The following is a 15,685-nucleotide window of genomic DNA, read 5'->3' on the forward strand; positions in this document are numbered from 1 at the left end:
CGCTGTGGTCACGGATGCCGCGTTACAACTTTCGCGCATGGGATATAGCCATGTACCGCCGGACAGCGCGGCGTCAGTGATGTGCTGTCGCTCCATTTACAGGAGCGATGTATGTCCACCGATTCAGACGTTTCGACCGTAACCGAGCGCCCCCTCAAACCTGCGGCGTCCGAGAGCCTCCACGCGCCCTGGCTCGAGTCCGTGATGCCGCATTGGCTGATTCAGGCGCCAGCGCACAGGAAAACCGAGCTCAAGCAGGCGCAGACAGTGTTCCCGCGCTGGTACACGCAAGCGACGCCGGCCCAGCGTCAGGTGGTCAATACCAGCTACAGGATGAGTTTTATTGCACAGACGAGGCTGGACCGCTCCATGTCCACCTTCAAAGACATCGAAACCTTCGCCCGGCCGCTCCTGGCGCAGGCGCTGAAACACCGCTATCAGGTCGCCGTGGATCTGGATAACACGCTGTTGTGCCTCAGGCGGCCAATACGCGCTGGCATTCTCGGCGAGGAAATCGGTTCATTCGAGGCATTGACGCTGCCGATGCTCCAGGCCGCTTTGCACAACTTCGAAAGTGATGAGTGTGCTTATGGCGCCTTTCACAGCAGCTCTGGCTTCGCAACCGCAACCGCCGTAAAAGGTGCCCTCAAGGCTGTTCCGGTGAATGTGTCGGTCAGGAACTACCTGAACCTGTGCCGCGAACTGGATATCGGTGCCCGGTACCAGGCTTATCTGACAAGGTTTTTCCATCCGGTCGATCCGGCCGCGGAAGCGAAGTTGCGCCGGCACTTCATCGCCAGTCAGAAAACGGCCATGCGCGCGGCAGCCGAACGCGCACTGTTGACCAAGGATATTCAACCTGAAGATCACGCGATGATCCTCACGGTGATCAACGGCGAAAGGCACCCGCGAATCGGCGACAAGCAGGTGTGGTTTCAAGACCTGGGCTTGATGCGGCACCGGCTGGTCGGATGTGTGGTGTTCAAGATCGCGCAAAAGTATGGCCCGGTCGACGCGGTAATTCTGTACGTCCCCAACGATCCGGAACACCCGCTCAAGCGCTATACCGGCACGCAAATGCAGGACACCTTCAAGCGCCTGCTGAGTGCTCGCGATGCGCAACAGGCGGACAGCACGGCCCCTACGTCCTATCAACGATTCTTCAGTCAGTTCTTCCCATATGAGAAGCGTGCGTATTACTTCAGCCAATTCGTAAAGTCTGCAGACGGCGCATCGGATTGGCTGTCGTCACCGTGGCGCAAGATTCTGCAGGCAACGTTGATTTTTGTAGAGATCTGGAAGACTTCACCGAAATATCAAAAAATGGTCCCGGATACCGATCCTTACGTGGCAGTTTCGTTGATGCCGCACCTTCAGGTATATCCTTGGGCGAGGAATAGCGACCTCTGGGCGTACTTGTACGAAAAACATCGTGACAAGCTAATCAACGACGCTCGTGGTCACGCGGTACCTACCGCCGACGTCGACGCCAAGGCGCGCGATGCCAAGCTGTCCGGGCTGCTGCAATTTGGTCTGCTGGCGCTGAACATGGCGTCCATGTTCGTTCCGGTACTGGGCGAAATCATGCTGGTTGTCATGACGGCCCAGTTGCTCTACGAAACTGTCGAAGGCGTGATCGAGTGGGGCGAGGGGGACAAACACGCCGCCAGGGCGCATCTTGTCGACGTTGCTGAAAACCTTGCGCAGATCGGTGCGATGGCCGCCGCAGGAGCAACATTCAATCGGGTGACAGCCGTTAAACCGGAGCCGGTGATCGAAGATCTGCACCCGGTGACGCTGCCTGATGGCAAGAGGCGCCTGTGGCGGCCGACCTTGCGCGGCTATGAACAAGCGCTCATCCCCGGCAAGTTGTCGCGGCCCGACGCGGCGGGGCAGTACCGCGTCGCCGGCACAACCTGGATGCGCCAGGGCGGCAGGCTCTATGAGCAGACGTTTGACCGCTCCAGCGGGCACTGGCGGTTGAAACATCCCACCGACTCTCTGGCTTACCAACCGTTGCTCAGCCATAACGGCCACGGTGCCTGGCGCCTGAGCCTGGAACAGCCCATGGCGTGGGATCGCTTGACCCAGCTGCGACGCATCGGGCACCTCACCGATGGTTACTCCGATGACACCTTGCTGGCGCTGGCCGATATCAGCGGTATCAGCGATGGCGCCCTGCGCAAGATGCATCTGAATCAGTTGCCCCCGCCCCCTGAACTGCGAGACGCCATGCGCCTGTTCGATGCCGATGCACAGGCGAGGCAAATGGTCGAGCAATTGCGCGGAGCCAGGCCCATCGACGAGCACTACCTGTATGCAGTCCCGCTGGTCACCGAGATGCCCCGTTGGCCTGCCGATCGGGTTCTGGAGATGACAGCTGATCCGCACGGAGCAGGGCCGTCCATCCGCTATGGTGCGCAGAATACGCTGCCCGGTTTGGGCCACAAGCCCGCTATCAGCCTGACACGTTCGCAAGTGTTGAACGGGGAAATGCCGGCGCGGATTCTGGCTGCGTTGCAAGAGCAGGAAATCAACTATCTGCTGGGACGAACGGCTGCCCAATTTCGCCCGGCACGGCCCGATGAGTTCGGCAAACAACTCGCCGAGTTCGCCTATACGCGTCAACCGGCGATTTTTGACAGTCTTTATCGCGGTACCGAATCGCCGAGTGCGCCCGTGCGCCTGTTGCAGCGTGAATGTCCCGGTCTCAGCGACGTGGCTGCCCAGGATGTGATCGAGCATGCTTCGACGCACGAGCTGGCCCGAATGGATGCGACCGGGCGTTCCCCTTTGAGAATGCTGGAAGAGGCTCGCTGGCATGTCCGCCATGGTCGCCAGGCTCGCGCATTTGCCGGTTTGCACAGCGAAAACCTGGCGTCGGCGGACAGTCGGCGACTGGCTTTGCACGCGCTGGAACAATTGTCTGGCTGGCCGCACTCGCTGCGTGTGGAAATTCGCGAGGGGAGCGTGACTGGCACCTTGCTCGACAGCATCGGCGAGCCGATGGCGCCGGTTAGACGCTATCTGGTGAAAAACGGACCTTTCTATCAAGCGTTCAATGATCACGCCCAGGCATTGAACAGAGTCTCGAGGGTCCAGGACAGCTTTTACAGTTCGCTCATGCACGCGTTACCTGAGGACACACGTTCATCAATCGGATTGTCTGTCGGCAACGCCCATGGTGAGCTGCAACAGAAAATCATCGAATCGGCCCACCTTCATCGAGCCGAAGCTGCGCGATTGCTGTCACCGGCTGCAAAGTGGTTCAAACCGCCGGTACGCGTGGGCGCGCGACTGCTGGGTTATTACGCCAGTGGCCGTGGTACAGGCCTCAATCCATCCCTCGAATCACGCATTGCGCATCTATACCCAGAATCGCGCCAGGCACGGGCATTTCTCGCCCGGCAACACGGCCAGAGTGAGGCGCAGATTCAGCTCGAACTGGAATCACGCTGCCAGGATTGGGACGCGTTGAACGTTGCACTTGAGCGATGGCAGGCAGCCCCGAGTGACAGCCGCACTGCAACGCACAGGGCGCAACTGGCACAGACACTGCGAGAGACATGGCGTAATGGTCCGCTGGACGGGCAGGCGGCGGAGGCGGCCCGCCTGACAATCCATTGCGACACGCCATTGCCCGAGCTGAGTACAGGCTTTCCCCACGTGCGCGAACTGGCCATCACCGGCATCGGCATAACCGACGCCAATGCGGACGGGTTTCTGGCGGCGTTCCCGAATGTCACTGATTTATGGCTCGGTGAATTGAGGCGCTATGGCCAGACACCTGTCACCCGACCGCTTACAACATTGCCAGAGGCGGTTGAGCGGCTGCCCGGCCTGAGACGTCTGCGTTTCTCTACCGATGCGCCATTGCTCGCGGAAAGCTTTGCGCGAAGGCTTGGTGGACTGACTTCGCTGGAGGAACTGCGCATCGACTATCACGGATTCGATTCCACCACCTTGCATGGTCTTGACCTGCAATCGCTGACACGACTGCGCAGATTACGCATCGATGCGCCCCACGCGTTATGGCGATGGCCGGCATACGTTGAACGACTTCAGCAGCTCAGACGCCTTGACCTTACGCACACCTTGATTGAAACCTTGCCCGACTCGCTCTACAGCGGCCATGAAAGACTCTGGGCCGGGCTATCGCTGGATTGGTCGCGTGTCACCCCAGCGACGTTCCGTCGGGCCTATGAATTTGTCAGCCGCCACTCCGGCCCGCGCGGTCACCTGCTCGATGTGCATCAGATGGTCAGTGACTATTGCCGCGCCGAACTCGATAGCATGGCCGTCGCCCCGGATAGCGCCGACCCTTTGCCGCAGGCATTCAATGCAGCCTGGTCAACACCGTCGGCAAGGGTGGCGGCGATCGAGCAGCTTCGGGCCGAACATGAGGCCATCTTCGCCGCGTTTTATCCGCCATCCCCGCGCCAGGGATCACGCTATGCAGCGCCCGCGCGGCGCTGGTCGACAGGGGGCAGCGCGGACCTGTTACATACGCTGAAAAGCAGCTGGCACGGTGCGATTCGTCAGCGCTATGGCCTGGCAGCCGACGTTGAGCGCTTTAGCTTCGTCGAGCTGCCCGGCGCCACCACCGGTGTCGAGCTTCCTTCGTTGCCGGCCGGCAGTTTCGCCCATGTGCGCACGCTGCGTCTGGGAGGGCTGAACGTGCCCTCCGGCCAGGCGCGGGATTTTATTCGCGCCTTCAGTCATATCGAGACGCTTGAGCTGGGGGGATGCATGTTCACCGAGCTACCTTTTGCAGCGCAGGCGTTGCCCGCGCTGCGTCGGCTCGACGTGTCCGGTAACAGAATCACGGTGACGGCAATGGTCCAGCGCCAACTCAATGCGCTGCCACAACTGGTACGACTGAACCTGAGTCATAACCCGCTGGGGCGACTCGATGCCACGGCTTTGAGCGGGCTCGAGGCCTTGAATCTGAGATCGACGGATTTGCTGGCCTGGCCCACCGGGGCGGAAACTCTGCCACGGCTGTCATGGCTCGATTTACGAGACAACCGGATCGCGTCCCTGTCGCCGCAAGCGCTGGCGCATCCTGACGCATTGATGAGGACGAATCTGTCGGGCAACGCCTTCAGTGCCGACGGTGAGGCAGCTTTTCACGCGGCGCTGCAGCGCATCGAGCAGCAGCGGGGGCTGGGCCAGGGCACGTTGTCTCGCTTCGCCGCAGAGCCGGTGCCTGAGCATTTTCCGCCGTTGGAAACCGGCGGTTCGTTCAGTGATCTGCTCCTGCCACTCCCGCAGCCGGCGCCTGTCAGCTCAGGCGCTTCGGGGCACTTGCAGCGGTTGGCGGTGATCCTCAATCGCGAACGAGCGCAACGCAGTCTGCTGGTGCTGCGAACACGGGCCTTGAATGACGCTCAGATCGATGCGCAGATCAGCCAATGGCATCTGAGCTGCGAGGCGCTGACCCGTCAGTTGAACGATTGGCTCTATACCAGGGAAGTACGAACGAACACTGTCCTGGTCAGTGCGCAAGTGCGTTCGCTGGTGGCCCGGCGAATCAGCGAGACCTGGCGCGACACCCTGACCCGACACCCCGGCGGCGACGGTCTGGAGCTCGAATTGGCAGGATTGCAGACCGGAGAACTGCCGGCGCTTGTGGTGCAGTTTCCGGGCGTGACGACGCTGGATCTGAGCGGTGCAGGAATCACGGCGCGGGGGAGCGCGGGTTTTCTCGACGGTTTTCCCGACCTCGAGACCTTGTATCTGAGTGGTAACGAATTGGGCGCGGTGCCTGCGCCGGTGCTGCACATGCGTCATCTCACCCGCCTGGACATGCAGTATTGCAGCTTGCGCAGTGCGACGAGTGTTTACCCTTTGCTGGGCAACGCGCGGCTGCGCACGCTGGATTTGAGTTACAACGAACTTCGTGTTTTCAATCCGCCCGATTATGGCGTGATCGAGTCTCTGGATCTGCGTTACAACCAACTGAGCGAATGGCCTGACGGTGTGTTGCGGGCGCCCGGGTTGCAGGCCCTGAACCTCAGCGGTAACGCAATCGCGGAAATCCCCGCGGCGCTTTTCGATGGTGATCATTCGGGTCTGATCGCAGGCTCGGATCTGTCAGAAAACCGCAATTTGTCGCTTTCTGCATTGCAAGACCTCAGGCGTTACAGCCGCGAGCGCGCCATACCGCATGTGCTGGGCATGACGCGCGCGCAGATTGAGACGATGATCAACCGTCAGGTGTTCGGTGATCTGCTCGGGATTCCCGAAGACGGTGCTCCAACCGATAACGCTGGCGGCGTTGTCGACGATCCCCATGCGCAGGTATTTCCTGCCGAGAAAGTTTTTGATCCAGCCTACGATGTTGCGCCACGCTCACGCGATCCGTGGCTTGTGGACAGCGATCCGCAGTGGGTTGCGCGAAGAACCGAGCTCTGGGCGCAATTGGCGCAAGAGCCGAATCACGAGCGGTTTTTCCAGTTGCTGCGCTTGTTGCTCGATACGCAGGACTACAGGCAGGTGCGAGGCGATCTGACGCAAAGAGTCTGGCGTGTCATGGAGGCCGCTGAGGAAAATACCGAACTGCGGCAGCTGTTGTTTCAGGGCGCCGAGACCCACGGCACCTGTCCGGACGGGCGGATTCTGACATTCAGTGATTTGGAAGTGCGGGTCGCGGTCTATCACCAGTTGCGTGACATTCCGTTGAATCGAATGGCGTCCAGAGGTCGGGCGCTGCTGCGTCTGTCGCGGCAACTGTTTCGCCTGGATCGCGTCGAGACGCTGGCTGAAGCCGCCGGTCTGGGTATGGATCGTGCTGAAGTGCGCCTTAAATATCGTATCGGTTTGACGGGCGGCTGGGGCGACGGTGTCGATTTACCGGGCCAGCCCGCGTCGATGATTTATGACGTTCCGCTGAGTGATGAACTGCTCGAGTACACCCGCGCCTCGATTCTTGAGGCAGAGGGCACCGATGCGCTGTCCGTAAGCATGGCAGAGCGCGACTACTGGATCTCTTACCTGCAAGATCTCCACCCACAAGAGATGGCCGCGCTGGACGTTGCGGTTGACGAGCGACGCCAGCAACTGTGGGACCAGCTCAATCAGCGTCTCGCCCGCAATGAACTGAGTTCCGAAGAATACGACCTTGAGCTGAACAGGTTGGGCAAGGCCATGGACGTGCTGCGCACACAGAAACGCGCCGAGCTGACACGCCGGGTGATCAGCGAGCTGAGCAGCTTCGCTGCGGAATCCGAACAACCCGGCCGCCTGCCACCAACATCCGGTTCCTGAGGGCACCTTGCTGAGGCGGTCCGAGGCAGGACAAGTCACATCCGCTTACCACTGCTGGTTGCGCAATACCCGGATAACGCAGAAGCGATAACGCGACATGGTTTGCTGAGCGCTCCATCAACAAGGAGTGACCATGAGCGCTATTTCCCCAAAACCCGTGTCGACGCAGCCTGCGTCGACCGATCAGCCGGCAGACGCCAGTCGGTCAGTAAAGCTCGTTGCAACGCAAAGCCTGCACGGCGAGTTTCTCGAAGCTTCGATCCCGCAATGGTTGACCGACGCTTCGCCGCAACGGCGCGAAGCCTTCAAGGCGGTTGCGACAGCATTGCCAGCCTGGTATCAGGATGCGACGCCGGCCCAGCGCAAAACCGTGGACGACACGTTCAAGGCGAGTGTCATCGCCCAGAACAGTCTCGACAAGCGCATGGCGCAACTTCAGGACGTCGAGACGTTTGCCCGGCCATTAGTCATCAAAGCGCTGAAAGACAAACACTCGCTGGATATCGATGTCGACAAAACGCTGCTGTGTCTGCGCCGCCCCGTGGAGATGGGTATCCAGCAAATCGAACTGGCCTCATTCGAGGTGCTCAAGCTAACGCTGCTGGAAGCCGCACTGCACAACTTCGAAGCTGGCGAATGCGAAGGGACCTACCATTCGAGCTCAGGTTTTGTGGTGGCAGGGTCCACGGCGCAGACGTTCGACCATGTGAGCATCGGTATTTCGGTCAGCCAGTTTCTGCACCTTTGCCGCGATCTGGATGTCGGCCAGCAATACCAGACTTACCTGCAAGGATTCTTTCATCCTGAGGAAGCGGTGGCAGAGGCAGTGCTTGCCGAACGCTTCATCGTCGCACAGAAGGCGACGCTGCGCGCTGCGGCCGAGCAGGCGCTGTTGCAAAAGGATATCGAGGCGGCGGATCACGCGATGATCGTCTCGGTGATTGACGGCGAGATGCATCCCTGGATGGGTAAAAAACAGGTCTGGTTCAAGGACCTGGGGTTGATGAAAAAAAGACTCACCGGCTGCGTCGCGTTCGTCATCTGCGAGAAATACCGCTACACCGACGAACTGATTCTTTACATCCCGCACGATCCTGAACATCCGCTCAAACGCTACACGTTCCAGCAGATGCGCGACGAGCTCAAACGCTTGCTCACTGCACGCGACGCTCCGCAACAGACGGGCGCGGAGCCCACCGCCTACCAGCGCTTTCTCAGCCAGTTCCTGCCTTATGACCAGCGTCCCGAGTATTTCAGCCAGTTCAGGCAAAAGGCGCCTGACTCACCCGGCGATGGCTGGGATCTGCTGCGCTCGCCATGGCTGTCGGTGCTGCAAGGCTTCACCGCCGGCTCGGCGTTCACCCGCATTCAGCAGGTACCGCCCGAACGCCAGGTCAAATGGGAGCCAGTGGCGGACCCTTACATCGCATCGTCCACCCTGGGACGCAAGGGGCAGGGACTTTGGGCTCCCAACGAGGATCTGTGGCAATACCTCTATAGCCAGAACCGCACCAAGCTGATCGATGATGCCCGAAGCCATGCGGTACCGACTGCCGAGGTAGACGCGCGAGCAAGGGACGCCAAACTGGCCCATCTGATGCAACTTGGCATGCTCGGTCTGAACATGGTCTCGATGTTCGTGCCTGTGTTGGGCGAAGTGATGATGGTGGTGATGGCCGGGCAACTGCTCTATGAAACGCTTGAGGGCGCAATCGAATGGGCCGAGGGCGATCGGCGTGCGGCGAAGGATCATTTGATCGATGTGGCGGAAAACCTTGCGCAGATTGCGCTGATGGCCGGTGTGGGCGCCGCAGTAAGGAAAATCTCAAGCGCCAAAGCCGTGCCGGTCATTGAAAGTCTGCATCCGGTGAAGTTGCCCAACGGCGAAACCCGGCTGTGGAAACCCGACCTGAACGCTTACGAGTCGGCTGTCGCACTGCCTGTCAGTCCCGGGCCAAACAGTGCCGGCCAGCACGTGCTTGAGGGTAAAACCTATATTCGCCAGAGCGGCAAGGTCTATGAGCAGTTTTTCGATGAATCGATCGGCAAATGGCGGATCAGCCATCCGACCGACATCAACGCCTGGCAGCCGGTGCTCCACAGCAATGGAAGCGGTGCCTGGCGGCATACTCTGGAACGTCCGCAGGATTGGGATCGTCTGACCCTGTTGCGGCGCATCGGCCATGCAACCGAAGCGTTTTCCGATGCACAGCTGATCAAGGCTGCCGATATCAGCGGTGTCAGTGAAGCCGCGCTGCGCAAGATGCACATTGATTCTTCGCTGCCGCCACCGGAACTGACCCAGGCCATGCGCATGATGCAAGCAGACGGCAACGCGGCACTGGTTGTCGAGCAGTTGCGCGGGACAAAACCGATCGATGAACTGTACCTCTACGCGTTGCCGCTGATCACCGAAATGCCGCGCTGGCCGGAGAACCGGGTGCTGGAAGTCTTCGACGGCGAGCAATTGTCCGGCAAGTTCGTCAGGTATGGCGCCGCGCGGCGGTTTCGCGATGTCGGCGTCAAGCCACCCATTCAGATATCGCGGGCCGATATCTTCAGCGGTGAACTGCCAGCACGTATTCTCGCAGGACTGGACGAGTCAGAAATCACTCGGCTCCTCGGCGAGCAGGGGGCACGCGTGCGCGATGGCCGACCGGCAGAGTTTGGCAAGCAGATCGCCGACTACGCCAACACCCGCCAGCCGGCGATTTACGACAGCATTCATTCGGGCACCGACCCCGTCGATCCGCAGGTTGCGCGCTTGCAGAAGGCCTGCCCGGGACTCAGTGAACCGGCGGCGCAAACGGTGCTGGCACATGGTCGACCCGATGATCTTCAGCGACTCGGCTCAGGGCAACGAGTACCGCTGCGCCTGTTGGAGGAGGCCCGCTGGTACGCGCGGCAAAGTCGACAGGTAGCGGCATATGCCGGTCTGCGCAGCGAAAACGTCGCTTCTGCGGACAGCCGGCGCCTGGCGTTGCACACGCTGGAGCAATTGGCGGGTTGGCCCGACAGCCTTCGCATTGAAGTTCGCGAAGGCCACGACGCCGGCATGCTGCTCGACAGCATCGGCAGTGAAACCGCCGGCGAGAAAAAATACCTGATCAAAACAGGCGTTCAGTTTCAGGCATACAACGAGCGCGGTGAGGCACTCAACAGCCTGCCTCGCGACGGCGACAATTTTTACTCGTCGATCATGCATGCCCTGCCTGATCATGCGCGCCGCAGCCTCGGTGTCCCTGAGGTCGGGCAGTCCGCAGAGTTGCAAGCAAAGATCATCGATCACGCCGACCAGCACCAGGCTGATGCACCCGCATTGCTGGCGCCTCAGGTCAAGTGGATAAAGCCCCCGGTGCGGGTGAACGCTACCTTGATCGGTTATCCCGCCAGTGGACGCGGCGCCGGATTGGCACCGAACCTGCTGGCTCACGTGCAGGATATCTACCCGCAATTGAGCGACGAACAGGCTCGTGGCTTCCTCCTTGACCAGTATCGGGCAGGAAAAAACGACCGGGCCATTTTCGAGCTGTTGCAATCACGTCGGCGTGAGTGGGAACAGCTCAATGCGACGCTGGATGAATGGGCGGGGACAGCGACGGCGGCGCCCTGGGAACGCTCCGGAACAAATTACAAGTTTCGCACCGCGCAAGCGCTGAAAACCTGCTGGCGCAACGCTTTGTCCACTGGGGTCGCGGGTGCCGATCAACTGTCGATTCTCACCTACGATCCTCTGCCAGAGATGACCGTCGACTTTGCTCACGTGCGTGAACTGTCGATTGGCGGCGGAGGTTTGACCGACGCCAACGCCGATGCCTTCCTGACGCGATTTGCCAATATCGAAAAGTTGTCGCTGGGGGAGCGGGGCAGTCTGTTCGGCACCTACATGGAGCACGAGCAGTCACTGACGACCTTGCCCCTGAGCGTGACTCGCATGTCCGCATTGAAAAAGCTCAAGTTCCGAACGCCAGCGCGGGTGATGGCTGCCGATCTGTCGACAAGATTGCGTAGCCTGACCGCGGTTGAGGAGCTTCATCTCGATTTTCCCGGCGGCGCAGGCAGCCCGCCCGAGCTGGACCTGGCTCCCCTTGAACGACTGAAGAAACTCAAGATTGAAGCGCCGGGCCTGACGCAGTGGCCGGCTTATGTGGAACAACTGCCTGAGCTGGAGCGTCTGGATCTGACGCAAACCGCCATCGCATCCCTTCCACAGACCCTTTATGTCGGGCACGAGAGACTCTGGGCCGGTTTGTCCCTGGACTGGTCGAGGTTCTCCCACGGAGCGTTCAAACCGGCTTACGACTATGTGAAAAACTACATGGGGGAATGGGGGCATCTGGTTGATCTGGACTTGATGGTCCGCCGCTACTGCGCCGGGGAACTGCAGTTTCTGACGGGTGAGGCCGGCCGTCTCAACCCGTTACCTCAGCGCATCATGAGTCTGTGGAACACACCGGAGACCCGACTTGGAGCCGTGGAGATTCTGCGCGTGGAGCACAGCGCAATTTTCCGCCAGTTCTACGAGGCCAGCGCATCCGCAGAGTTGCGTACGGCGACGCCGGCAGCGCGCTGGCAAGCGCCGCCCAATGCCCGGGTGGTTCGTGCACTGGAAAAAAACTGGCGCGCGGCCATACGCCGGCGTTATCGCTTGAACGATGACGTTCGTCCCTTCAATGCTGAGGACTGGATATCCGCCAGCGATCTGGACGACGCCAGCATGTTTGAACTGGTTGACACCGCCTGGGCGCTGGGCGCGGAGTCGGTGAGTGAGCTGCCGCAATTGCCGGCCGGTACGTTTGCTCATGTACAGCGGGTTCGGCTGGACCGCTTGACTGTGCCGGTCGAACAGATCCGCGGCTTTCTCCAGGCGTTCAGTGGCGCCACAAGCCTGGAGGTCACCGCCTGCGGATTGACCGAAGTGCCGGTGCGGCCAGCCGATTTGCCCCGGCTCGCACAGCTGGACCTGTCTTTCAACCGAATCGCCGTGACCCCTGAGGTGCAAGGTCAATTCGACGCGCTGAGCAATCTCGAACATCTCAATGCCCGCCTCAATCGGCTGGACACACTGGACGTTTCTCGCCTGACCGGCCTCAGGACGCTGAACCTCAGCTCAAACGGGCTCAATGTGTGGCCGAAGGGGGCGGAGAACCTGGCGCATTTGCAAGCAATGGATTTGCGGCATAACACCATCGGCTCGCTCCCCGATCACGTGCTTGCCGACAACGCTGTGCTGCTCAAGACCCGGCTGCTGAACAACCGCTTCAGTGTCAGCGGCGAAGCGAGCCTAAAGGCGGCGCAGCGACGTATCGAAATGACCTTGGGTTTGCCCGAAGGGGCGCTGCAACGGTTTGAATCGCAAGCGCCATCGATACCCGCCGGTTCCAGCGGTGCCACGCCTGACACGGCACTCAATCGCGCTGCTCATCTCTTGCCACTGCCATCTGCCTCGGTCATTCAGCAAGGCACCGAGATGCATCGCGCAGTGCTGGAAATCTTTCCGTCACTGTCGCTTGAAAAGGCCCAGGCCAGCGTTGAGCGTTTGCGCACTGAAGGCCTGTCCCCTGAGCAAGTCGTCGGCAGACTGAATCAGTGGCGAGCAAGTAACGAGGCGTTGACGCGTGAGTTGAACGGCTGGATCTTCAACCCGGCGCAAGGGGCTGGTGAAGGGGCGTCGTCAACAAGATTCTTTGATGCCTCCAGGATCCGCGCTTGCTGGCGGGACGGGCTCACCGGCCATACCGAATCCGCCGGACGGACGCTGAGCCTGTCAGCGGGCGGCTTGGGTGATTTGCCTGCGCTGTCGAACGTGTTTTCCCATGTGCGGACGCTGGACCTGACCGGGGCTAAATTTTCCGTCGAGAGTTTCAACCTCTTTTGCCCGGCGTTTCCTGAGTTGACCACGCTGACACTCAATGGCACGGGCCTGGCACGCCTGCCGGAAGCTGTCGGCGGTCTGAGCCGGCTCGAACGGCTGGAATTGAGCGGCAATCGCCTGGCCGTGGCGCAATCGGTGTATCAGCACGCGAGCGGGGCGCGGCTGCGCTGGCTCGACCTCAGTCACAATCAGCTGGAAGAATTCAACGCCGCAACCTTCAGCAGTCTGCAAACCCTCAACCTCGGCCAGAACGGCCTGGATTTCTGGCCTGAAGGCGTGCTTGAACTGGCGCATCTGCAAAGGCTGGACCTGTCGGGCAACAACATCATGGTTTTCCCGGACCGGCTGTTGGGCGGCAATCATGAGGCGCTCGTGGCAGGCACCGATCTGTCGGAGAACTCGCTGTCGCTTAACGCATTGGAGCAGATCAGGGACTACAGCGTCGCGCATGGCGGCAGTGACGTGCTGGGCTACACGCCGGAGTCCTTGCAGCGCTTGATCGCCGAGCGTATGAGCGACTCGGAAAGCGATAGCGGATCCGAATCGGATTCGGATCGGGGTTCGGACCCCGACTCCGATAGCGACGATGGTGATGATCCGCGTGGCGGAGGCGGTGGCGGTAGCAGTAGCAGGCCCGTGGATATGCATGCCGGTGTGGAGGCCGCGGAGGTGATTGCCAATCCGGCGCAGGACGTGGCAGCGCCGGCGATGGATATATGGATGACCTATACCCATGCAGATGCGCGTGCAGCGCGGCAAGCGCTATGGCTGCAATTGGCTCGACAGGCCAACCATGAGGCGTTCTTTCATTTGCTCTCGACCTTGCCCGACACCCTGGAATTCAGGTTTGCCGGTGCCGATCTGACCCACCGGGTCTGGCAAGTGATCCAGGCTGCCACGGAAAACGCTGAACTGCGCGAGCTGTTGTTTTTCAACGCCGAAACCCACGGCACGTGCCCCGATGGCCGGATCCTGTCGTTCAGCGAACTGGAAACCCGCGTCTATGAATACAACGCTCTGCGCGACATTCCGCGGCATCGTCAGCTGCAACGCGGCAGAGCGCTGCTTGATCTGACTCGACGGCTGTTTCGCCTGGAAAGGGTGGATCGACTGGCCGAAGCCGCCGCCAGGAACAAGGATCGCGCGGAAGTTCGCCTGCAATACCGCATCGCCATGACACGCGGCTGGCCGGACGACCTGGAGTTGCCGGCGCAACCCGAACACATGTTGTACGCCTCACCGATTCGCGGGCGACGATTGCTCGATGCGCGTGCCTCGGTTCTCGCGGACGAGGCATCACCCATGTTTCTGGAGGATCTGATTGCGCGGGACTACTGGATCCGCTATCTGCAGGATCGCCACGCCGAGGCGTTCGAGGCACTTGAACGCGACGCTACCAGGCGGCACGAAGCGGTCGAGGATGCCTACCCGGACAGAGAAAACAGCGATTATCTGGACGCGATGAGGGTGCTTGAAATCGAACTGGCGGATGCGCGTATCGAGAAACTCAAGGCTTTGACTCGCACAGAGCTGGAGAGCCTGGCGTCGCAGGATGCGGGAGCGTCGCCAGCGCCCCCGTCGTCACCGAAACCCGGGCCTTCGTGGCGCCGCGACTGAGTGATCGAGCGGACCTGGGAGCAGGGCACTCCCAGGTCGGCTCGACTCAGCTGTCGTAACCCAGATTCGGCGCCAGCCAACGCTCGGTCACGCTCAGGTCCTGGCCTTTGCGCGCGGTGTAACTCTGCACCTGATCCTTGTCGATCTTGCCCACGGCAAAGTACTGCGCCTGCGGATGGGCGAAGTACCAGCCGCTGACCGCTGCGGCGGGGAACATTGCGTAGTGTTCGGTGAGGAACACGCCACTGCGCCCGGCGCGCATTTCCGCAGCCTCTGGATCGAGCAGGGTGAACAGCGCGGCTTTCTCGGTGTGATCCGGGCAGGCCGGGTAGCCGGGAGCGGGGCGGATGCCACGGTATTGCTCTTTGATCAGTGCATCGTTGTCGAGGGTTTCATCCTTGGCGTAACCCCAATGTTCTTTACGCACTTGCTGGTGCAGCCATTCGGCGCAGGCTTCGGCCAAGCGGTCGGCGAGGGCCTTGACCATGATCGAGTTATAGTCGTCGCCCGCATCCTGATAGGCCTTGGCCACTTCTTCGGCGCCGATGCCAGCGGTGGTGATAAAGCCGCCGACATAGTCGGTGACTTCGCTGTCCTTCGGCGCCACGAAGTCGGCGAGGCAGAAGTTCGGCTTGCCGTCGGTCTTGATGATCTGCTGACGCAAGTGATGCAGCTTGGCCAGCGGCTTGCCGGTGTTGTCGTACAGCTCGATGTCGTCTTCGTTGACCTGATTGGCCGGCCAGAAACCGAACACCGCACGGGCGCTGATCAGTTTTTCGTCGATGAGCTTGGCGAGCATTTCCTGCGCGTCCTTGTACAGCGCAGTGGCGGCTTCACCGACCACTTCGTCTTCGAGGATGCGCGGGAATTTGCCGGCCAGGTCCCAGGAAATGAAGAACGGTGTCCAGTCGATGTACTCGGCCA

Annotated in this window: 3 protein-coding genes; 2 read left to right on the plus strand and 1 reads right to left on the minus strand. The window is 60.7% G+C overall.

What is annotated here, in order from left to right; translation table 11 throughout:
• Positions 1-111: 111 nt before the first annotated feature.
• Both D8U70_RS23415 and D8U70_RS23420 read left to right on the plus strand, forming a co-directional pair.
• Positions 112-7,269 (plus strand): NEL-type E3 ubiquitin ligase domain-containing protein, encoded by a 7,158-nt coding sequence (locus D8U70_RS23415; RefSeq protein ID WP_130929839.1) that lies wholly within the window; start codon positions 112-114, stop codon positions 7,267-7,269.
• A 133-nt stretch (positions 7,270-7,402) separates the two neighbouring features.
• The gene (locus D8U70_RS23420; RefSeq protein WP_130929840.1) at positions 7,403-14,761 is read left to right on the plus strand and encodes a DUF6543 domain-containing protein; all 7,359 of its coding nucleotides are present in this window, start codon (positions 7,403-7,405) and stop codon (positions 14,759-14,761) included.
• A gap of 46 nt (positions 14,762-14,807) precedes the next feature.
• Here D8U70_RS23420 and D8U70_RS23425 read toward each other — a convergent pair.
• Positions 14,808-15,685 (minus strand): vitamin B12 dependent-methionine synthase activation domain-containing protein (locus tag D8U70_RS23425; protein WP_277751272.1); only part of this gene is annotated, 878 nt, incomplete at its 5' end.

Source organism: Pseudomonas sp. Sample_20, from assembly GCF_004307585.1.
GTDB classification, from domain to species: domain Bacteria; phylum Pseudomonadota; class Gammaproteobacteria; order Pseudomonadales; family Pseudomonadaceae; genus Aquipseudomonas; species Aquipseudomonas atacamensis.

Coding starts and splice junctions, on each gene's coding strand:
- D8U70_RS23415 (WP_130929839.1), top strand. CDS start 112: ATGTCCACCGATTCAGACGTTTCGACCGTAACCGAGCGCCCCCTCAAA.
- D8U70_RS23420 (WP_130929840.1), top strand. CDS start 7,403: ATGAGCGCTATTTCCCCAAAACCCGTGTCGACGCAGCCTGCGTCGACC.